Origin of the sequence: Klebsiella sp. PCX (genome assembly GCF_021869705.1) — a bacterium.
GTDB lineage: Bacteria > Pseudomonadota > Gammaproteobacteria > Enterobacterales > Enterobacteriaceae > Klebsiella > Klebsiella quasipneumoniae.
Genome location: NZ_CP091527.1, coordinates 740,544 through 760,355 on the forward strand (window position 1 = coordinate 740,544; position 19,812 = coordinate 760,355).

18 protein-coding genes and 1 other annotated feature are annotated in these 19,812 nt (G+C 57.2%); of the genes, 12 read left to right on the forward strand and 6 right to left on the reverse strand.

The window, feature by feature from the left end; genetic code table 11:
- Positions 1 to 8 precede the first annotated feature (8 nt).
- From thrL to thrC, 4 genes are all read left to right on the forward strand, one after another.
- Positions 9 to 77: a thr operon leader peptide gene (gene thrL, locus GQR96_RS03475; protein WP_004222578.1), complete on the forward strand. Its 69-nt coding sequence runs from the start codon at positions 9 to 11 to the stop codon at positions 75 to 77.
- Positions 16 to 133, forward strand: a sequence feature (Thr leader region). It overlaps the preceding gene by 62 nt.
- A gap of 25 nt (positions 134 to 158) precedes the next feature.
- Positions 159 to 2,621: a bifunctional aspartate kinase/homoserine dehydrogenase I gene (gene thrA / locus GQR96_RS03480; RefSeq protein ID WP_009309175.1), complete on the forward strand. Its 2,463-nt coding sequence runs from the start codon at positions 159 to 161 to the stop codon at positions 2,619 to 2,621.
- Between the two features lies 1 nt (position 2,622).
- Positions 2,623 to 3,552: a homoserine kinase gene (gene thrB, locus GQR96_RS03485; protein ID WP_032424583.1), complete on the forward strand. Its 930-nt coding sequence runs from the start codon at positions 2,623 to 2,625 to the stop codon at positions 3,550 to 3,552.
- A 3-nt stretch (positions 3,553 to 3,555) separates the two neighbouring features.
- The gene (thrC, locus tag GQR96_RS03490; protein WP_002887863.1) at positions 3,556 to 4,836 is read left to right on the forward strand and encodes a threonine synthase; all 1,281 of its coding nucleotides are present in this window, start codon (positions 3,556 to 3,558) and stop codon (positions 4,834 to 4,836) included.
- A 48-nt stretch (positions 4,837 to 4,884) separates the two neighbouring features.
- Here the strand turns inward: thrC and yaaA are convergent, their stop codons facing one another.
- Both yaaA and GQR96_RS03500 read right to left on the reverse strand, forming a co-directional pair.
- Positions 4,885 to 5,658, reverse strand: coding sequence for a peroxide stress protein YaaA (gene yaaA / locus GQR96_RS03495; protein ID WP_009309177.1), 774 nt, complete (start codon positions 5,656 to 5,658; stop codon positions 4,885 to 4,887).
- A gap of 77 nt (positions 5,659 to 5,735) precedes the next feature.
- Positions 5,736 to 7,166 carry an alanine/glycine:cation symporter family protein gene (locus GQR96_RS03500; RefSeq protein WP_065903217.1) on the reverse strand — a complete coding sequence of 477 codons (1,431 nt, stop codon included), beginning with the start codon at positions 7,164 to 7,166 and terminating at the stop codon, positions 5,736 to 5,738.
- Positions 7,167 to 7,368: 202 nt separating this feature from the next.
- On the opposite strand from GQR96_RS03500, the gene tal reads away from it, so the two are divergent.
- From tal to GQR96_RS03515, 3 genes are all read left to right on the forward strand, one after another.
- The gene (tal, locus tag GQR96_RS03505; protein WP_004204228.1) at positions 7,369 to 8,322 is read left to right on the forward strand and encodes a transaldolase; all 954 of its coding nucleotides are present in this window, start codon (positions 7,369 to 7,371) and stop codon (positions 8,320 to 8,322) included.
- Positions 8,323 to 8,421: 99 nt separating this feature from the next.
- Complete coding sequence (mog, locus tag GQR96_RS03510; protein WP_004204229.1) at positions 8,422 to 9,009, forward strand: molybdopterin adenylyltransferase; 588 nt, start codon at positions 8,422 to 8,424, stop codon at positions 9,007 to 9,009.
- A gap of 119 nt (positions 9,010 to 9,128) precedes the next feature.
- Positions 9,129 to 10,430, forward strand: coding sequence for an MFS transporter (locus GQR96_RS03515; RefSeq protein WP_004204230.1), 1,302 nt, complete (start codon positions 9,129 to 9,131; stop codon positions 10,428 to 10,430).
- Positions 10,431 to 10,486: 56 nt separating this feature from the next.
- Here GQR96_RS03515 and satP read toward each other — a convergent pair whose 3' ends face one another.
- The 3 genes from satP to GQR96_RS03530 all read right to left on the reverse strand — a co-directional run bounded on the left by satP (position 10,487) and on the right by GQR96_RS03530 (position 12,324).
- Positions 10,487 to 11,053, reverse strand: a complete 567-nt coding sequence (gene satP / locus GQR96_RS03520; protein WP_004204231.1) for an acetate uptake transporter — start codon at positions 11,051 to 11,053, stop codon at positions 10,487 to 10,489.
- An 88-nt stretch (positions 11,054 to 11,141) separates the two neighbouring features.
- The gene (gene msyB / locus GQR96_RS03525) at positions 11,142 to 11,891 is read right to left on the reverse strand and encodes an acidic protein MsyB (protein WP_004204232.1); all 750 of its coding nucleotides are present in this window, start codon (positions 11,889 to 11,891) and stop codon (positions 11,142 to 11,144) included.
- A gap of 28 nt (positions 11,892 to 11,919) precedes the next feature.
- On the reverse strand, positions 11,920 to 12,324 hold the full coding sequence (locus GQR96_RS03530; protein ID WP_049093221.1) for a DUF2541 family protein: 405 nt from the start codon (positions 12,322 to 12,324) through the stop codon (positions 11,920 to 11,922).
- Positions 12,325 to 12,720: 396 nt separating this feature from the next.
- Here GQR96_RS03530 and dnaK point away from each other — a divergent pair, with 396 nt between their 5' ends.
- From dnaK to nhaR, 4 genes are all read left to right on the forward strand, one after another.
- Positions 12,721 to 14,637, forward strand: a complete 1,917-nt coding sequence (dnaK, locus tag GQR96_RS03535) for a molecular chaperone DnaK (protein ID WP_004204234.1) — start codon at positions 12,721 to 12,723, stop codon at positions 14,635 to 14,637.
- 87 nt (positions 14,638 to 14,724) lie between these two features.
- On the forward strand, positions 14,725 to 15,858 hold the full coding sequence (dnaJ, locus tag GQR96_RS03540) for a molecular chaperone DnaJ (protein ID WP_002887955.1): 1,134 nt from the start codon (positions 14,725 to 14,727) through the stop codon (positions 15,856 to 15,858).
- A 176-nt stretch (positions 15,859 to 16,034) separates the two neighbouring features.
- Positions 16,035 to 17,210, forward strand: a complete 1,176-nt coding sequence (gene nhaA, locus GQR96_RS03545) for a Na+/H+ antiporter NhaA (RefSeq protein WP_017901221.1) — start codon at positions 16,035 to 16,037, stop codon at positions 17,208 to 17,210.
- Between the two features lie 53 nt (positions 17,211 to 17,263).
- Positions 17,264 to 18,160, forward strand: coding sequence for a transcriptional activator NhaR (nhaR, locus tag GQR96_RS03550; protein WP_002887961.1), 897 nt, complete (start codon positions 17,264 to 17,266; stop codon positions 18,158 to 18,160).
- A gap of 108 nt (positions 18,161 to 18,268) precedes the next feature.
- Here nhaR and rpsT read toward each other — a convergent pair whose 3' ends face one another.
- The gene (gene rpsT, locus GQR96_RS03555; RefSeq protein WP_002887965.1) at positions 18,269 to 18,532 is read right to left on the reverse strand and encodes a 30S ribosomal protein S20; all 264 of its coding nucleotides are present in this window, start codon (positions 18,530 to 18,532) and stop codon (positions 18,269 to 18,271) included.
- A 329-nt stretch (positions 18,533 to 18,861) separates the two neighbouring features.
- On the opposite strand from rpsT, the gene ribF reads away from it, so the two are divergent.
- On the forward strand, positions 18,862 to 19,800 hold the full coding sequence (gene ribF, locus GQR96_RS03560; RefSeq protein WP_004204236.1) for a bifunctional riboflavin kinase/FAD synthetase: 939 nt from the start codon (positions 18,862 to 18,864) through the stop codon (positions 19,798 to 19,800).
- Positions 19,801 to 19,812: the final 12 nt, after the last annotated feature.

Below are 19,812 nucleotides of genomic sequence, written 5' to 3' on the forward strand. Positions count from 1 at the left end.
CAACATCCATGAATCGCATCGGCATGATTACCACCATTATCACCACCACCATTACCACAGGTAACGGTGCGGGCTGACGCGTACAGGAAACACAGAAAAAAGCCCGCACCTGAACAGTGCGGGCTTTTTTTTTGACAAGAGATCAAGGGGTAAGAACCATGCGAGTGTTGAAGTTCGGCGGTACATCAGTGGCAAATGCGGAACGGTTTCTGCGGGTTGCCGATATTCTGGAGAGTAATGCCAGGCAGGGGCAGGTAGCGACCGTCCTGTCTGCCCCGGCGAAGATCACTAACCATCTGGTAGCGATGATTGAAAAGACCATTGGCGGCCAGGATGCCCTCCCCAATATTGCCGACGCTGAACGCATTTTTGCCGAACTTCTTCAGGGCCTTGCCGACGCCCAGCCCGCTTTCCCGCTCGCCCAGTTGAAAGCCTTTGTTGAGCAGGAGTTTGCTCAGATTAAGCATGTCCTGCACGGTATTAGCCTGCTGGGTCAGTGCCCGGATAGCGTCAATGCCGCGCTGATCTGCCGAGGCGAAAAGCTCTCCATCGCCATCATGGCGGGTCTGCTGGAAGCCCGTGGTCATAAAGTCAGTGTCATTAACCCGGTGGAAAAACTGCTTGCCGTTGGTCACTACATGGAGTCCACGGTCGATATCGCCGAATCCACCCGCCGCATCGCCGCCAGCCAGATCCCGGCAGACCATATGATCCTGATGGCCGGGTTTACCGCTGGCAATGAGAAGGGGGAGCTGGTGGTGCTGGGGCGCAACGGCTCCGACTATTCGGCTGCGGTGCTGGCCGCCTGCCTGCGCGCCGATTGCTGCGAAATCTGGACCGATGTCGACGGAGTGTACACTTGCGACCCGCGCCAGGTGCCGGATGCGCGTCTGCTGAAATCGATGTCTTATCAGGAGGCGATGGAGCTCTCCTATTTTGGCGCGAAAGTGCTGCACCCGCGCACCATCGCCCCTATCGCCCAATTCCAAATCCCATGTCTGATTAAAAATACTGGCAACCCGCAGGCGCCGGGAACGCTCATCGGCGCCAGCCGCGACGAGGACGATCTGCCGGTTAAAGGCATCTCTAACCTCAACAACATGGCGATGTTCAACGTTTCCGGGCCGGGGATGAAAGGCATGGTCGGCATGGCCGCCCGCGTCTTCGCCACCATGTCCCGCGCCGGCATCTCGGTAGTGCTGATCACCCAATCCTCCTCCGAGTACAGCATCAGTTTCTGCGTGCCGCAGAGCGACTGCGCGCGAGCCAAACGGGCGATGGAAGATGAGTTTTACCTCGAGCTGAAAGAGGGACTGCTGGAGCCGCTGGCCATTATGGAGCGTCTGGCTATTATCTCGGTGGTGGGCGACGGGATGCGCACCCTGCGCGGTATCTCGGCAAAGTTTTTTGCCGCGCTGGCTCGCGCCAATATCAATATCGTGGCGATTGCTCAGGGCTCCTCCGAGCGCTCCATTTCGGTGGTGGTTAGCAATGACGATGCTACCACCGGCGTGCGCGTGACCCATCAGATGCTGTTCAACACCGATCAGGTGATCGAAGTGTTCGTCATCGGCGTCGGCGGCGTCGGCGGCGCGCTGCTGGAGCAGATCAAACGCCAGCAGGGTTGGCTGAAGAGCAAACATATCGATCTGCGCGTTTGCGGCGTGGCCAACTCTCAGGCGCTGCTGACCAGCGTGCATGGTCTGAATCTGGAAAACTGGAGTGAAGCGCTGGCGGAGGCGAAAGAACCCTTTAATCTTGGCCGCCTGATCCGCCTGGTAAAAGAGTACCACCTGCTGAATCCGGTGATCGTCGACTGTACCTCCAGCCAGGCGGTCGCCGATCAGTACGCCGACTTCCTGCGCGAAGGTTTCCATGTGGTCACGCCGAATAAAAAGGCCAATACCTCTTCACTGGATTACTATCATCAGCTGCGCCACGCGGCGAGCAGCTCGCGCCGCAAGTTCCTCTATGACACGAACGTTGGCGCTGGCCTGCCGGTGATTGAGAACCTGCAGAACCTGCTCAACGCCGGCGATGAACTGCGCCATTTCTCCGGGATCCTTTCCGGTTCGCTGTCGTTTATCTTCGGCAAGCTGGATGAGGGCGTGAGTTTCTCGGCGGCGACGGCAATGGCCCGTGAGATGGGGTATACCGAGCCGGATCCGCGCGACGATTTATCCGGGGTGGACGTCGCGCGTAAGCTGCTGATTCTGGCCCGTGAGACCGGACGTGAACTGGAGCTGTCGGACATTATCGTCGAGTCGGCGCTGCCGGCGGACTTCGACGCCAGCGGTGATGTCGAGACCTTTATGGCCCGCCTGCCGTCGCTGGATGATGAGTTCGCCTCGCGGATTGCTAAGGCGCGCGATGAAGGTAAAGTCTTGCGCTATGTCGGTAACATCGAAGAGGATGGTACCTGCCGGGTGAAAATTGCCGCCGTTGACGGTAACGATCCGCTGTACAAAGTCAAAAATGGCGAGAACGCGCTGGCCTTTTACAGCCACTATTATCAGCCATTGCCGCTGGTGCTGCGCGGCTATGGTGCCGGGAACGACGTCACGGCGGCCGGCGTATTCGCCGACCTGCTGCGCACCCTTTCCTGGAAGTTAGGAGTTTAAGATGGTCAAAGTATATGCCCCGGCTTCCAGTGCCAATATGAGCGTCGGGTTTGATGTGTTGGGCGCGGCGGTCACGCCGGTCGATGGCACGCTGCTTGGCGACAATGTCACTGTCGAAGCGGCGGGGCAATTCAGCCTGCAGAATCTGGGACGCTTCGCCAGCAAACTGCCGACGGCGCCGCAGGAGAACATTGTTTACCAGTGCTGGGAAAGCTTTTGCCGGGAGATCGGTAAGACGGTGCCGGTGGCGATGACGCTGGAAAAAAACATGCCGATTGGTTCCGGGTTGGGTTCCAGCGCCTGCTCGGTGGTCGCCGCGCTGGTGGCGATGAACGAGTTTTGCGGTAAGCCGCTGAACGAGACGCGCATGCTGGCGCTGATGGGGGAGATGGAAGGGCGTATCTCCGGCAGCATTCACTACGACAACGTGGCGCCGTGCTATCTTGGCGGCATGCAGTTGATGATCGAAGAGAACGGGATTATCAGCCAGCAGGTGCCCGGGTTTGATGAGTGGCTGTGGGTGCTGGCCTATCCGGGGATTAAAGTCTCCACCGCCGAAGCGCGGGCGATTCTGCCGGCGCAGTACCGCCGTCAGGATTGTATCGCCCATGGTCGCCACCTCGCGGGCTTTATTCATGCCTGCTACACCCGCCAGCCGCAGCTGGCGGCAAAATTGATGAAAGATGTGATTGCCGAACCGTACCGAACCAAACTGCTGCCGGGCTTTAGCGAAGCGCGTCAGGCGGCCATGGAAATGGGCGCCCAGGCTTGCGGCATCTCCGGCTCTGGCCCAACGCTATTCGCGTTGTGCGATAAGCCGGACACCGCACAGCGCGTCGCCGACTGGCTTGGCGCGCACTATCTACAGAATCAGGAAGGCTTTGTTCATATTTGCCGGCTGGATACGGCGGGCGCACGCGTAGTGGGATAACCAATGAAACTGTATAACTTAAAAGATCACAATGAGCAGGTCAGCTTTGCGCAGGCCGTTACCCAGGGACTTGGCAAGCATCAGGGCCTGTTCTTTCCGCACGATCTGCCGGAATTCAGCCTGACTGAAATCGACGATATGCTGGCGCAGGACTTTGTCACCCGCAGCGCCAAAATTTTATCCGCCTTTATCGGCGATGAGATCCCGCAGGATGTCCTGCAGCAGCGGGTCCGCGCGGCGTTTGCGTTTCCGGCGCCGGTGAGCAAGGTTCAGGAGGATGTCGGCTGTCTGGAACTGTTCCATGGCCCCACGCTGGCGTTCAAGGATTTCGGCGGCCGCTTTATGGCGCAGATGCTGACCCACATTGCGGGCGACAAGCCGGTCACCATTCTCACGGCGACCTCTGGCGATACCGGTGCGGCGGTGGCGCATGCTTTCTATGGTCTGCCGAACGTTAAGGTGGTGATCCTCTATCCGCGCGGCAAGATCAGCCCGCTGCAGGAGAAGCTGTTCTGTACTCTCGGCGGCAACATCGAAACCGTGGCGATTGACGGCGACTTCGACGCCTGCCAGGCGCTGGTGAAGCAGGCGTTTGACGATGAAGAACTGAAGGCGACGCTGGGGCTGAACTCGGCTAACTCCATTAACATCAGCCGCCTGCTGGCGCAGATCTGCTACTACTTCGAAGCGGCGGCGCAGCTGCCGCAGGAAGCCCGCAATCAGCTGGTGATTTCTGTGCCGAGCGGCAACTTCGGCGATCTGACCGCCGGTCTGCTGGCGAAGTCGCTGGGTCTGCCGATCAAACGCTTTATCGCTGCCACCAACGCCAACGACACTGTTCCGCGCTATCTGCAGGGCGGCGAGTGGGCGCCAAAAGCCACCCAGGCGACGCTGTCCAACGCCATGGACGTCAGCCAGCCGAACAACTGGCCGCGTGTCGAAGAGCTGTTCCGCCGTAAAATCTGGCGTCTCAGCGAGCTGGGCTATGCCGCGGTCGATGATGAGACCACCAAAGCGGCAATGCGCGAGCTGAAGGCCATCGGCTACATCTCTGAGCCGCACGCGGCGATTGCCTGGCGCGCGCTGCGCGATCAGCTGCAGCCGGGAGAGTACGGTCTGTTCCTCGGCACTGCCCATCCGGCGAAGTTCAAAGAGAGCGTGGAGGAGATCCTGCAGGAGACCCTGCCGCTGCCGAAAGAGCTGGCCGACCGCGCCGACCTGCCGCTGCTGTCTCACAATCTGCCGGCGGATTTCGCCGCGCTGCGTAAGCTGATGATGGGCTAAATCCTTACCGTCCCCCTGTCGCGTCGAACGCCGCAGGGGGACGCTTACTTACTGCTCGTGGCGTTTAAACACCAGTTCGCCTTTCTCCGAAGCCTCCGCATCAAAGAAATAGCCTTCGCTATTAAAGGATTTCAGCTGCTCCGGCTGGGTTAAGCGATTTTCAATAATGTAGCGGCTCATCAGGCCACGGGCTTTCTTGGCATAGAAGCTGATCACTTTGAATTTGCCGTTCTTCTCATCGAGGAAGACCGGCTTGATCAGCTGGCCCTGCAATTTTTGCGTTTTCACCGATTTAAAATACTCATCGGAAGCCAGGTTGATGACGATATCGTCGCCCTGAGCCTGCAGCGCCTGATTCAGCTTCTCGGTAATGGTATCGCCCCAGAACTGGTACAGATCTTTACCGCGCGGGTTTTCCAGACGGATCCCCATCTCCAGGCGGTAGGGCTGCATCAGGTCCAGCGGGCGCAGCACGCCATACAGGCCGGAGAGCATGCGCAGGTGTCGCTGGGCGAAGTCAAAGTCGTCCTCAGTGAGCGTCTCTGCCTGCAGGCCGGTGTAGACATCGCCCTTAAAGGCGAGGATCGCCTGGCGGGCATTTTGCGGCGTAAAGTCAGGGTGCCAGTCGTGGAAACGGGTGGCGTTCAGATCCGCCAGCTTGTCGCTGATGCTCATCAGCTTGCCGATTTGCGGCGCGGTCAGCTGACGGGCGATGCTGATAAGCTCTTGAGAATACTCGAGGAGTTCGGGCTGGGTATAGCGAGTCGTTGCCAGCGGGCTTTGATAATCGAGCGTTTTAGCAGGTGAAATCAGAATCAGCATATCCAGTCCTTGCAGGTAATTTCGACGAATTTTAACAAAAAAAGTGCATGGTGGGATCGATAGCTGCGATTGCCGCGTTATTCGCGCGGCAGTTCATTCCACGCGCCCGGGGCCAGCTGCTGGTGAATCTCGGGATAGCGCGATGCATCAAAAGTGGGCTGGATGCCCAGCTGGCGCTGACGCAGATAATCACTGGCGATAATTCGCACCGTCGGGGAGAGCAGCAGGATGGCCGTCAGGTTGGTCATCGCCATCAGCGCCATAATGATATCCGCGCTCTGCCAGACGACCGGCAGGCTAACCAGGGTCCCCAACAGCACCATCAGGACGGTGAGTATTCGCAGACCCCAGATATAACGCGGCTTATCCAGATGCAGAAAGATCAGATTATTTTCCGCATACACGTAGTTGGCCACGATAGAGCTAAAAGCGAACAGCAGCACGATGAGGGCGATAAAATCCGCTCCCCAGCCGCCGACCAGCACGCTCATCGCGTGTTGCAAGTCCTGAATACCATTGAGCGTATATTCATTGTCGGGCCGCGGCGCCAGCATGACGATAATCGCGCTGGCGGTACAGATCACGATGGTATCGATAAACACGCCTATCATCTGCACGATACCCTGCGCCGCCGGGTGCGGCGGCCATGAGGCGGCGGCTGCGGCGGCGTTAGGCGAAGAGCCCATCCCTGCTTCATTGGAGAACATGCCGCGCTGAAAGCCGCTGGTCAGCGCCTGGCTGATGGTGTAGCCCACCGCGCCGGCGGCGGCTTCCTGCCAGCCGAAGGCGCAGCGAAAGATGGTGGCGAAAATCGTCGGCAGGGCGGTGATATGCCACAGGCCGATAAGCAGGCTGGTGGCGATCCATAGCAGCGCCATGATGGGCACTATCCACTGCATCAGGCGCGCCACGCCGCGTAAACCGCGGAGGATGGCCAGCAGAACGACAACGGCCAGCACGCCGCCGCTGACCGCCGCCGGCAGATCGAACGCATAGCGCAGGGCATGGGCCACGGAGTTAGCCTGCACGGTATTGAAGATAAAACCATAGGCCAGCAGCAGGAGGATCGAAAACAGCACGCCCATCCAGCGCATGCCGAGCCCGCGCGCCATATACCAGGCCGGGCCGCCGCGAAACTGGCCGTGGCTATCGCGTTCTTTATACAACTGGGCAAGGGAACATTCGGCGAAGCTGCTGGCCATGCCGAGCAGGGCGGAGACCCACATCCAGAATACCGCTCCTGGTCCGCCGGCGGCGATGGCCAGCGTGACGCCGGCAAGATTACCGCTGCCAACCCGGGCGGCAAGACTGGTACATAACGCCTGAAAAGAGGTTAAACCGCCCGGCTGCGGGTGCAGGCTTTTTTTCAGACTGCGGCTAAATTTGCGCACGTAACGGAACTGAATACCCCGGGTTTGCCAGCTAAACCAGATGCCGGCGCCCAGTAGCAGATAAATCATCACTGAGCCCCAGAGTATTTCATTGATAAATGAGAGAAAATCAGGCATTAAACATCCTCTTGTCCATGCCGGCACGCCAGTGTAAGCGTTACCAATTAAGTGACAATCCTTGCGCTTTCAGCAAATTAATCTGCATAGTTTATCACACTCTGCGCTCTTCTCTCGTCGGCGGTTGCGCTGACCCGGCAGCGTGTTATCATCTGGGCAGACCGGTTACATCCCCTTAACTGCTGTTTAAGAGAAATATATCATGACGGATAAATTAACTTCTCTGCGTCAGTACACCACTGTCGTCGCTGACACCGGAGATATTGCGGCAATGAAGCTGTATCAGCCTCAGGATGCCACCACCAACCCTTCCCTGATCCTCGGCGCGGCTCAGATCCCTGAGTACCGTAAGCTGATTGACGACGCTGTGGCCTGGGCTCGTAGCCAGAGCAGCGATCGCGCACAGCAGATCCTTGATGCTTCCGATAAGCTGGCGGTGAACATCGGTCTCGAAATTCTGAAACTGATCCCGGGCCGTATCTCCACCGAAGTGGATGCACGTCTCTCCTACGACACCGAAGCGTCTATCGCCAAAGCTAAGCGCATTATCAAGCTGTATAACGACGCGGGCATCAGCAACGATCGTATTCTGATCAAGCTGGCTTCCACCTGGCAGGGCATTCGCGCCGCTGAGCAGCTGGAAAAAGAAGGCATCAACTGCAACCTGACCCTGCTGTTCTCCTTCGCTCAGGCTCGTGCTTGCGCCGAAGCAGGCGTCTTCCTGATTTCGCCGTTCGTTGGTCGTATCCTCGACTGGTACAAAGCCAACACCGACAAGAAAGAGTACGCGCCGGCAGAAGATCCGGGCGTGGTTTCCGTCAGCGAAATCTACGAGTACTACAAGCAGCACGGTTATGAAACCGTAGTGATGGGCGCTAGCTTCCGTAACGTTGGTGAAATTCTCGAACTGGCTGGCTGTGACCGCCTGACCATCGCGCCAGCGCTGCTGAAAGAGCTGTCCGAGAGCGAAGGGGCCGTTGAGCGTAAACTGGTGTACACCGGTGAAGTGAAAGCACGTCCGGAGCGTATTACCGAATCTGAATTCCTGTGGCAGCATAACCAGGATCCGATGGCGGTAGACAAACTGGCGGAAGGTATCCGTAAGTTTGCGATCGACCAGGAAAAACTGGAAAAAATGATCGGCGAACTGCTGTAATCCCGCAGGTGGCCGACGCCCGTCGGCCACATTACACTGTCTGTCCCGCCAGCAGCAGTGTATCATTTCGTTTAACGCTACAGTTTGAACGGAATAACCATGAATACCTTACGAATCGGCTTAGTTTCCATTTCCGATCGCGCCTCCAGCGGCGTCTATCAGGACAAAGGCATCCCGGCACTGGAAGAGTGGCTGGCGCGTGCCCTCACCACCCCTTTTGAACTGCAGACTCGCCTGATTCCGGATGAGCAGGTCATTATTGAGCAAACGCTGTGCGAACTGGTTGACGAGATGGGGTGCCACCTGGTGCTGACCACCGGCGGAACCGGCCCTGCGCGTCGCGATGTGACGCCCGACGCCACGCTGGCGATTGCCGATCGCGAGATGCCGGGCTTCGGCGAGCAAATGCGCCAGGTTAGCCTACACTTTGTGCCGACGGCGATCCTTTCCCGGCAGGTCGGGGTGATCCGCAAGCAGGCGCTGATCCTCAATCTACCAGGACAACCGAAAGCGATTCAGGAGACCCTGGAAGGGGTGAAAGATGCTGACGGCAACGTGCTGGTGCACGGTATTTTCGCAAGTGTACCTTATTGTGTACAGTTGCTGGAGGGGCCTTATGTGGAAACCGATGGCCGTGTGGTAGAAGCATTTCGTCCAAAAAGCGCCAGACGCGAAACTTTATCCTGAATTTGATGCATTTGTGACATAACCTGCATCGCTGATGGTGTGCCGTTTTATTTACGATATAGTGCTGTTTACTTTACACACTATAAAATACGCTGCACACCTCAGGATGAAATCGCGTTATGTCATATGCAAACCGACCGCTCAACCGCCAGGATTATAAAACGCTAACGCTGGCCGCCCTTGGCGGCGCGCTGGAGTTTTATGACTTTATCATCTTCGTTTTCTTCGCCGCCGTCGTCGGCGAGCTCTTCTTCCCCGCGGATATTCCGGAATGGCTGCGCCAGGTACAGACCTTTGGCATTTTCGCCGCCGGTTACCTGGCGCGTCCGCTGGGGGGGATCATCATGGCCCACTTTGGCGATCTGGTAGGGCGTAAGAAAATGTTTACCCTCAGCATTCTGCTGATGGCGGTGCCGACCCTGGCGATTGGTCTGCTGCCGACCTACAGCTCGGTGGGTATCGTCGCGCCGCTGCTGTTGCTGCTGATGCGTATTCTGCAGGGGGCGGCGATCGGCGGCGAGGTGCCTGGCGCCTGGGTGTTTGTCGCCGAGCATGTTCCGGAAAAACGCATTGGTATCGCCTGCGGCACGCTGACGGCCGGCCTGACCGTAGGCATCCTGCTGGGATCGGTGGTGGCGACGCTTATCAACACCAGCCTGACGCCGCAGGGGATCCACGACGGCGGCTGGCGGATCCCCTTCCTGCTGGGGGGCGTATTTGGCCTGGTGGCGATGTATCTGCGCCGCTGGCTGCAGGAGACGCCGATTTTTCTTGAGATGCAGCAGCGCAAAGCGCTGGCGCAGGAACTGCCGGTAAAGGCGGTCGTCCTCAAGCACCAGAAGGCGGTGGCGGTCTCTATGCTGCTGACCTGGCTGCTGTCGGCAGGCGTGGTGGTGGTGATCCTGATGTCGCCGGTCTGGCTACAGAAACACTATGGCTTCGCCCCGGCGATGACCCTGCAGGCCAACAGCATTGCCACGATTATGTTGTGCATCGGCTGTCTGCTCGCCGGGCTGGCGGCGGACCGCTTCGGCGCCAGCCGCACCTTTATCGTCGGCAGCCTGCTGCTGGCGGTTGCCAGCTGGGCATTTTATCACCTGTCCGGCGCCAGCCCGCAGCGGCTGTTTCTGCTGTACGGTACGGTGGGACTCTGCGTGGGCGTGGTGGGGGCGGTGCCTTATGTCATGGTGCGGGCCTTCCCGGCGGAAGTGCGCTTCACCGGCATTTCCTTTTCCTACAATCTGTCGTACGCGATTTTTGGCGGCCTGACGCCGATTGCCGTCACGATGCTGATGGGGGTGTCGCCGATGGCCCCGGCCTGGTATGTTCTGGCCTTGTCGCTGATGGGCTTGGGATTAGGTATCTGGCTGCGTCAGGGGCTCACGGCTGCGAGGTTGCCGGAAGGGGAGCTGCAGCGCTAAGCAGGGTTTACCGATGATGACCAGCCGCCGCCCTGTCACAGGGCGGCGGCGGAAGATTAACGCGGTTCGCCGATCGGCAACACGGTGCGGCCGAACTGCTCGTTCAGCACTTCGCCCATCGCCAGGTAAATGGCGCTGGCGCCGCAGATCAGGCCGATCCAGCCGGCTACTTTCACGATGCCTTCGTTATCTACCAGATGCCCAATCGCCAGCAGCGCGAACAGCACCGTCAGGCTCAGGAACACGAACTGCAGCATACGTGCGGCTTTCAGCGTGCCGAAGAACATGAACAACGTAAAAATACCCCACAGGCCGAGATACATACCGAGGAAGTGCGCGTTCGGCGCATCAGCCAGGCCCATTTTCGGCATCAGAAGGATAGCAACCAGCGTCAGCCAGAAGCTGCCGTAGGAGGTAAAAGCGGTCAAGCCAAAGGTGTTGCCTTTTTTGTATTCCAGCAGGCCGGCAAAAATTTGCGCAATGCCACCGTAAAAAATGCCCATCGCCAGGATAGCTACATCGAATGCGAAGAGGCCGCTATTCGCCAGATTAAGCAGAATAGTGGTCATGCCGAAGCCCATAAGGCCCAGCGGTGCCGGATTAGCCAACTTAGTGTTGCCCATAATTCCTCAAAATTATCATTAAAAGGGAAGCATTACCCCGCGACTTGGCGGCGGGGCGCGGCATAATAATGAGGCGCGTAAAGGCTGTCTATGATCTGGCGGGGTATTTTTCACCAATTTCAGTTGCGCCCGACGACGAGTGGAGCATTTGTCGTAAACAGGCAATTTGCAGGACCGCGGGGATGGTGACCCGATAAGCGCTGCCGCTCACCGCTTTCACGCTGTTCAGCGCGGCGCCAAGCGGCCCCCCCAGCCCGGCGCCGCGTACCAGGCCATGACCGATGACGCTCACGGCGGCGTGCGTGCGCAGGATGGCGGTTAACCGCTCATCCAGTAGCAGGGCAACGCCTTCACTCAGCTTGCGGCGTCTCAACAGATGGGGCAGCAGGCTTTCCAGCTCAAGACTCCGGCACTCCACCGCGGCGAGAAACTGCGTTTTTTGTTCCGCATCCAGCTTATTCCAGCTGTGCTGCAGAAAATGCGTCAACAACTGTTGCTCGATCTGCGGCGTCGTCATCTGTTTATCGACCTTTGCCTTCAGCCTCTTACACACATCCAGCAGGATGGCGCGATAAAATTTGCCATGGCGGCGCAGCGTATTGGCGATGCTGTCGCCGCCGAAATGCTGTAGCTCGCCGGCGATCAACTGCCAGTTGCGGCGATAGCGCTCCGGGTGGCCCTCCATAGACAGAAAGGTTTCGTTGCGCAGCAGCGTACTGGAGAGACGGGGTTTGCCATTTTCCCCGTGGGTCAGAATACGGGTAAACGCTTCCAGATGCGCCTCGCTGCACTCAGGCAGAAAGGCGAGATCGTCATCATCCAGATAATTAATACGCATAACGTTTTCTCTCGGGCAGGGGACGACGTTAGTCGTCGCCGATAATTTTCAGTGAGGCCATATCTGAGGAATTGACCGTGTGGCCTGAGAAGGCGATTTTTTTCACACAGCGCTTGTTGTCGTTATCGCTGTTGAGGGTGATCCAGCCGGTGGTGTTGCCCTCTTTGATCCCGGCGGGTACGTTCAGCGTGTGGCTGGCGCCGTGGCTGGCCTTAAAGTAGACGGTTGCTCCGAAGAGCTGTATATCGCCGCGCTCGGCGCTGAGCTGAATACGTTTGACCACCCGGCAGACGGGGAGCTTCAGCGTCAGATCGTTGGTCTCATTGCGCGGCATGGCGATCACGCCGAGGATCTTATGGTCGTTGGCGGCCGCCGAGGTGATAACTGACACGCTAAGGATAAGCCCCGCTGAAAGCCGGAATAGTGATTTCATTAATCTGTCCCCTGAATAAGTAAAGTGCGAGGGCGGGGATCTTATCACTGCGAAAACGGGGCTTTTAGCGCACAAGTATTGCGTTTTATGTCAATGATATTATGAATATATTTGGTTTTTTTATTCGCTATTTGTATGGGTGATTCGCCATCTTTTTTGCCGCCCGGCAATATCCTTTGCTGAGCCATCGGCGACAGGGGGCGAGGGCGTCGGCTGGTCCCCGGCAAAAAATTTTTCTACTTGCCCCTTGATGCCGGAGTGGGCGACCCCATCTTGTAGTCAACCGCAGTGAAGAACCTGAAAAAAAATGATGTCTGGGCAGTTGAAACCGCAGGTTTCGCCCTTATTACAGGTTCACAACCACATGTTGATCGAATTTTTAGTGGAGACGTTTAGATGGGTAAAATTATTGGTATCGACCTGGGTACTACCAACTCTTGTGTAGCGATTATGGATGGCACTACTGCACGCGTGCTGGAGAACGCCGAAGGCGATCGCACCACGCCTTCTATCATTGCCTATACCCAGGATGGTGAAACTCTGGTTGGTCAGCCGGCTAAACGTCAGGCAGTGACAAACCCGCAAAACACCCTGTTTGCGATTAAACGCCTGATTGGCCGACGCTTCCAGGACGAAGAAGTTCAGCGTGACGTTTCTATCATGCCATACAAAATTGTTGCCGCAGACAATGGCGACGCATGGCTGGATGTGAAAGGCACCAAAACTGCACCGCCGCAGATCTCTGCTGAAGTGCTGAAAAAAATGAAGAAAACGGCTGAAGATTACCTGGGTGAACCGGTAACTGAAGCGGTTATCACCGTACCGGCTTACTTCAACGATGCGCAACGTCAGGCCACCAAAGATGCTGGCCGTATCGCCGGTCTGGAAGTCAAACGTATCATCAACGAACCGACCGCGGCCGCGCTGGCGTACGGTCTGGATAAAGAAGTGGGCAACCGTACTATCGCGGTTTACGACCTCGGTGGTGGTACTTTCGATATCTCTATTATCGAAATCGACGAAGTGGATGGCGAAAAAACCTTCGAAGTACTGGCGACCAACGGTGACACCCACCTGGGCGGCGAAGACTTCGATACCCGTCTGATCAACTACCTCGTTGATGAATTTAAGAAAGATCAGGGCATTGACCTGCGCAACGACCCGCTGGCGATGCAGCGTCTGAAAGAAGCCGCTGAGAAAGCGAAGATTGAACTGTCTTCTGCTCAGCAGACCGACGTTAACCTGCCGTACATCACTGCAGATGCGACCGGTCCGAAACACATGAACATCAAAGTGACTCGCGCGAAACTGGAAAGCCTGGTAGAAGACCTGGTTAACCGTTCCATCGAGCCGCTGAAAGTAGCCCTGCAGGATGCCGGTCTGTCCGTTTCCGATATCAACGACGTGATCCTCGTTGGTGGTCAGACTCGTATGCCGATGGTGCAGAAGAAAGTGGCCGAGTTCTTTGGTAAAGAACCGCGTAAAGACGTTAACCCGGATGAAGCCGTGGCGATCGGTGCTGCCGTTCAGGGCGGTGTACTGACTGGTGATGTGAAAGACGTTCTGCTGCTCGACGTGACCCCGCTGTCGCTGGGTATCGAAACCATGGGCGGCGTGATGACTGCGCTGATCAGCAAAAACACCACCATCCCGACCAAGCACAGCCAGGTGTTCTCTACCGCTGAAGACAACCAGTCTGCGGTCACCATCCATGTGCTGCAGGGTGAGCGTAAACGCGCGTCTGATAACAAATCTCTGGGTCAGTTCAACCTGGATGGTATCAACCCGGCGCCGCGCGGCATGCCGCAGATCGAAGTGACCTTTGACATCGATGCTGACGGTATCCTGCACGTCTCCGCGAAAGACAAAAACAGCGGTAAAGAGCAGAAGATCACCATCAAAGCGTCTTCCGGTCTGAACGAAGAAGAAATTCAGAAAATGGTTCGCGAAGCGGAAGCTAACGCCGAATCTGACCGTAAGTTCGAAGAGCTGGTACAGACCCGCAACCAGGGCGACCATCTGCTGCACAGCACTCGCAAGCAGGTTGAAGAAGCAGGCGATAAACTGCCGGCTGACGACAAAACTGCCATCGAGTCTGCGCTGACCGCGCTGGAAACTTCGCTGAAAGGTGAAGACAAAGCGGACATCGAAGCGAAAATGCAGGCGCTGGCGCAGGCTTCCCAGAAGCTGATGGAAATTGCCCAGCAGCAGCATGCTCAGCAGCAGGCGGGTTCCGCTGACGCTCAGGCGAGCAACGCGAAAGACGACGATGTTGTCGACGCTGAGTTCGAAGAAGTGAAAGATAAAAAATAATCGCCCTTTGAACGGGTAAAACACTGGCACGGGCGAAGAGGTTTCCTCTCCGCCCGTGCACGCATGTTAAGGGGCTGAAAAACACCAATGGCAAAGCAAGATTACTACGAGATTTTAGGCGTCTCCAAAACAGCGGAAGAGCGTGAAATCAAAAAGGCTTATAAGCGCCTGGCCATGAAGTATCACCCGGACCGCAACCAGGGTGATAAAGAGGCCGAAGCCAAATTTAAAGAAATCAAAGAAGCGTATGAAATCCTGACTGATGCCCAGAAGCGTGCGGCCTACGATCAGTACGGCCACGCGGCCTTTGAGCAGGGCGGCATGGGCGGCGGCGGCGGTTTTGGCGGCGGTGCGGACTTCAGCGATATCTTTGGCGATGTTTTCGGCGATATCTTTGGCGGCGGACGTGGCCGGCAGCGCGCGGCGCGCGGCGCCGATCTCCGTTACAACATGGAGCTGACGCTGGAAGAAGCGGTACGTGGCGTCACCAAAGAGATCCGTATTCCGACGCTGGAAGAGTGCGACGTCTGCCACGGCAGCGGCGCCAAAGCTGGCAGCAAACCGCAAACCTGTCCGACCTGTCATGGCGCAGGCCAGGTCCAGATGCGTCAGGGCTTCTTTGCGGTACAGCAGACCTGTCCGCACTGTCAGGGACGCGGTACGCTGATTAAAGATCCGTGCAATAAATGTCATGGTCACGGCCGCGTTGAGAAGACCAAAACCCTGTCGGTTAAAATCCCGGCGGGCGTGGATACCGGGGACCGGATCCGTCTGGCGGGTGAAGGTGAAGCCGGCGAGCATGGCGCACCGGCAGGCGATCTGTACGTTCAGGTCCAGGTGAAGCAGCACGCTATCTTTGAGCGTGAAGGCAATAACCTGTACTGCGAAGTGCCGATCAACTTCACCATGGCAGCGCTGGGCGGCGAGATTGAGGTCCCGACGCTCGACGGCCGCGTCAATCTCAAGATTCCGGGCGAAACCCAGACCGGCAAACTGTTCCGCATGCGCGGCAAAGGCGTGAAATCCGTTCGCGGCGGCGCGCAGGGCGATCTGCTGTGCCGGGTGGTGGTGGAGACGCCGGTGGGGCTGAACGAGAAGCAGAAGCAGCTGCTGAAAGAGCTGCAGGAAAGCTTCGGCGGCCCGACCGGGGAAAACAACAGCCCGCGTTCGAAAAGCTTCTTCGACGGTGTGAAGAAGTTCTTCGACGATTTGACCCGCTAATTCCGCTTTCGCTGACTCCTGGCCCGGGCCTTTGCTGCCCGGGCTTTTTTTGTCTTATCGCTCCTCTTTGATTCGTAAAAATCGAATGTTTACTCAACTTAAATCTGATTTTTTCGAGTTATCAGTTTGTGTATTATGCTTTTATCGAGTTATTCACCAACAGGATGAAAGTAAAAGTGAAACATCTGCAACGATTCTTCAGTAGCGATGCTTCCGGCGGCATTGTCTTAATCATCGCCGCGGTGCTGGCGATGGTCATGGCCAATACCAGCGTGACCAGCGGTCTGTATCACTCCTTCCTTGATACGCCTGTACAGCTGCGGGTGGGGGCGCTGGAGATCAACAAGAATATGCTGCTCTGGATCAATGATGCCCTGATGGCGGTGTTCTTCTTGCTGATTGGCCTCGAGGTCAAACGCGAGCTGATTCAGGGCTCGCTGGCGAGTCGTCGTCAGGCGGTCTTTCCGGTGATTGCCGCGCTCGGCGGGATGATCGTCCCGGCGCTGGTCTATCTGGCCTTTAACGCTCAGGATCCTGTCGCCAGAGAGGGATGGGCGATCCCGGCAGCGACGGATATTGCCTTTGCCCTTGGCGTGCTGGCGCTGTTAGGCAGCCGCGTCCCGACGGCGCTAAAGATTTTCCTGATGGCGCTGGCGATCATTGATGACCTGGGGGCTATCGTGATTATCGCGCTGTTTTATACCCACGACCTGTCAATGCTCTCGTTGGGCGTGGCGGCGGCGGCGATTGCGGTGCTGGTGGCCCTGAATCTGAGCGGCGTGCGGCGCACTGGGATCTATATTCTGGTCGGCGCGGTACTGTGGACGGCGGTGCTGAAGTCCGGCGTTCACGCGACGCTTGCCGGGGTCATCGTCGGCTTTATGATTCCGTTACAGGAAAAGCAGGGTAAATCCCCGGCCAAAGCGCTTGAGCATGTCCTGCACCCGTGGGTCGCGTTTATGATCCTACCGCTGTTTGCCTTTGCCAACGCGGGTGTCTCGTTGCAGGGGGTCACACTTGATGGACTGACGTCGCTGCTGCCTCTGGGCATCATGGCCGGCCTGTTTATCGGTAAGCCGCTGGGGATCAGCCTGTTCTGCTGGCTGGCTCTGAAGCTGAAGTGGGCCTCGCTGCCGGAGGGGACCACCTGCGGGCAGATTATGGCGGTGGGTATCCTGTGCGGGATTGGCTTTACGATGTCGATTTTTATCGCCAGTCTCGCCTTTGGCAACGTGGATCCCGCGTTGATCAACTGGGCCAAGCTTGGCATCTTGATCGGCTCAGTGTTATCGGCCGTCACCGGATACCTCATACTGCGTCAGCGCGCGACGGATACTCGCCTCGCGGTATAACCTTTCTGCGGAGGGCCTCTCCGGCCCTCCAGGACATTATCAGGGAGAGAAGCATGTCACATATCAACTACAACCATCTGTACTACTTCTGGCACGTCTATAAAGAAGGATCTGTCGTGGGCGCGGCGGAGGCGCTGTTTCTGACGCCGCAGACCATTACCGGGCAGATCAAAGCGCTGGAGGAGCGTCTGCAGGGTAAATTATTCAAGCGCAAGGGAAGAGGGCTGGAGCCGAGCGAGCTCGGGGAGTTGGTCTTCCGCTATGCCGACCGGATGTTTACCCTGAGCCAGGAGATGCTCGACATCGTCAACTATCGCAAAGAGTCTAATCTGCTGTTTGACGTCGGCGTGGCCGATGCGCTCTCGAAGCGGCTGGTCAGCGGCGTGCTGGATGCCGCCGTTGTCGAAAGCGAGCAGATTCATCTGCGCTGTTTTGAATCCACCCATGAGCTGCTGCTGGAGCAGTTGAGCCAGCATAAGCTCGATATGATTATCTCTGACTGCCCGATCGACTCGACGCAGCAGGAAGGGCTGTTTTCGGTGAAGATTGGCGAGTGTAGCGTCAGCTTCTGGTGTATGAACCCGGCGCCGACGAAGCCGTTCCCGGCTTGTCTCGAAGAGCGACGGCTGCTAATCCCCGGCCGACGATCGATGCTGGGACGTAAGCTGCTGAACTGGATTAATGTGCAGGGTCTGAAGGTGGAGATTCTCGGCGAGTTTGACGACGCGGCGCTCATGAAAGCCTTTGGCGCTGCGCATAATGCGATATTTGTCGCGCCGACGCTCTACGCGCATGATTTCTATCATGATGAATCGATTGTCGAAATTGGCCGCATGGATAGCGTGATGGAGGAGTATCACGCTATTTTCGCCGAACGGATGATTCAGCATCCGGCGGTACAGCGCATCTGCAATCGCGATTATTCGTCGCTGTTTACTGAACCCAGATAGCCGGAAAGCGTGGCTGGCGTGGCTCAGGTCGCGCCAGGGCGGGGAAGATGACAGGCATAAAAAAACCCGCTTTCGCGGGTTTTTTCACAAAGCGACAACAAGCAGCGATTAAGCCAGTTTGTTGATCTGAGCGGTCAGGTTAGCCTTATGACGCGCAGCTTTGTTTTTGTGGATCAGACCTTTAGCAGCCTGACGGTCCACGATCGGTTGCATTTCGTTAAATGCTTTTTGTGCAGCAGCTTTGTCGCCAGCTTCGATAGCTGCGTATACTTTCTTGATGAAAGTACGCATCATAGAGCGACGGCTAGCGTTGTGCTTGCGAGCCTTTTCAGACTGAACGGCGCGCTTCTTAGCTGATTTGATATTAGCCAAGGTCCAACTCCCAAATGTGTTCTATATGGACAATTCAAAGGCCGAGGAATATGCCCGTTTAGCCTTCTTTTGTCAATGGATTTGTGCAAATAAGCGCCGTTTAACACCACAGCGCTTCATTACGTAGTGATGGCGCAAGATTCTACCAGCTTGTTGCAGGCGAATACAGCTTTTCCACCATAAAAATCGCCGGGGGCGGGCGGTTTTCCCGCTTACCCGCGCTGAGTGAATGAATTCCTGAGAACTTTCGTTGCCGAGGAGCAATCGCTGGTTAACGTTGACAGTTGTACAAGGTATACTCGGACGATTTTCACTGTTTTGAGCCAGACATGAAGCTGATACGCGGCATACATAATCTCAGTCAGGCCCCGCACGGGTGCGTGCTGACCATTGGCAATTTTGACGGCGTGCATCGTGGGCATCAGGCGCTGCTGCAGCGATTGCGCGAAGAGGGCCGCCAGCGCGGTTTACCGGTGGTGGTGATGATTTTCGAACCCCAGCCGCTCGAGCTTTTTGCCGCCGATAAAGCCCCGGCGCGGTTGACCCGCCTGCGTGAAAAGCTGAGCTATCTGGCTGAAAGCGGGGTCGACTATGTGCTGTGCGTTCGCTTCGACCGCCGGTTCGCCGCGCTGACGGCGCAGGATTTTATCAGTGAACTGCTGGTGCGCCGCCTGGGCGTGCAGTTCCTTGCCGTCGGTGACGATTTCCGCTTTGGCGCTGGTCGCCAGGGGGATTTCTTGTTATTACAAAAGGCGGGGGCGGAATACGGCTTCGACGTCACCAGCACCCAAACCTTCTGCGAAGGCGGGGTGCGGATCAGCAGCACGGCGGTGCGTCAGGCGCTGGCCGATGACGATCTTCTTCTTGCGGAGACGCTGCTCGGCCATCCGTTTAGCATTTCCGGACGCGTCGTGCATGGCGACGAACTGGGCCGTACCATAGGTTTTCCGACGGCGAACTTACCGCTGCGTCGTCAGGTTTCCCCGGTTAAAGGGGTCTATGCGGTAGAAGTGACAGGTCTGGGCGACAAACCGATCGCCGGTGTCGCCAATATTGGCACCCGTCCAACGGTAGCGGGCGTGCGTCAGCAGCTCGAAGTGCATCTGTTGGACGTTGTAATGGACCTCTACGGTCGCCATATCAATGTAGTACTGCGTAAAAAGATACGTAATGAGCAGCGGTTTGCGTCGCTGGACGAGCTGAAGGCGCAAATCGCACGTGATGAGTTAACGGCCCGCGAATTATTTGGGCTGACCAGCCAGGCCTGAGCCACTGGTGTT

Coding starts and splice junctions, on each gene's coding strand:
- thrA (WP_009309175.1), top strand. CDS start 159: ATGCGAGTGTTGAAGTTCGGCGGTACATCAGTGGCAAATGCGGAACGG.
- thrB (WP_032424583.1), top strand. CDS start 2,623: ATGGTCAAAGTATATGCCCCGGCTTCCAGTGCCAATATGAGCGTCGGG.
- thrC (WP_002887863.1), top strand. CDS start 3,556: ATGAAACTGTATAACTTAAAAGATCACAATGAGCAGGTCAGCTTTGCG.
- yaaA (WP_009309177.1), bottom strand. CDS start 5,658: ATGCTGATTCTGATTTCACCTGCTAAAACGCTCGATTATCAAAGCCCG.
- GQR96_RS03500 (WP_065903217.1), bottom strand. CDS start 7,166: ATGCCTGATTTTCTCTCATTTATCAATGAAATACTCTGGGGCTCAGTG.
- tal (WP_004204228.1), top strand. CDS start 7,369: ATGACGGATAAATTAACTTCTCTGCGTCAGTACACCACTGTCGTCGCT.
- mog (WP_004204229.1), top strand. CDS start 8,422: ATGAATACCTTACGAATCGGCTTAGTTTCCATTTCCGATCGCGCCTCC.
- GQR96_RS03515 (WP_004204230.1), top strand. CDS start 9,129: ATGTCATATGCAAACCGACCGCTCAACCGCCAGGATTATAAAACGCTA.
- satP (WP_004204231.1), bottom strand. CDS start 11,053: ATGGGCAACACTAAGTTGGCTAATCCGGCACCGCTGGGCCTTATGGGC.
- msyB (WP_004204232.1), bottom strand. CDS start 11,891: ATGCGTATTAATTATCTGGATGATGACGATCTCGCCTTTCTGCCTGAG.
- GQR96_RS03530 (WP_049093221.1), bottom strand. CDS start 12,324: ATGAAATCACTATTCCGGCTTTCAGCGGGGCTTATCCTTAGCGTGTCA.
- dnaK (WP_004204234.1), top strand. CDS start 12,721: ATGGGTAAAATTATTGGTATCGACCTGGGTACTACCAACTCTTGTGTA.
- dnaJ (WP_002887955.1), top strand. CDS start 14,725: ATGGCAAAGCAAGATTACTACGAGATTTTAGGCGTCTCCAAAACAGCG.
- nhaR (WP_002887961.1), top strand. CDS start 17,264: ATGTCACATATCAACTACAACCATCTGTACTACTTCTGGCACGTCTAT.
- ribF (WP_004204236.1), top strand. CDS start 18,862: ATGAAGCTGATACGCGGCATACATAATCTCAGTCAGGCCCCGCACGGG.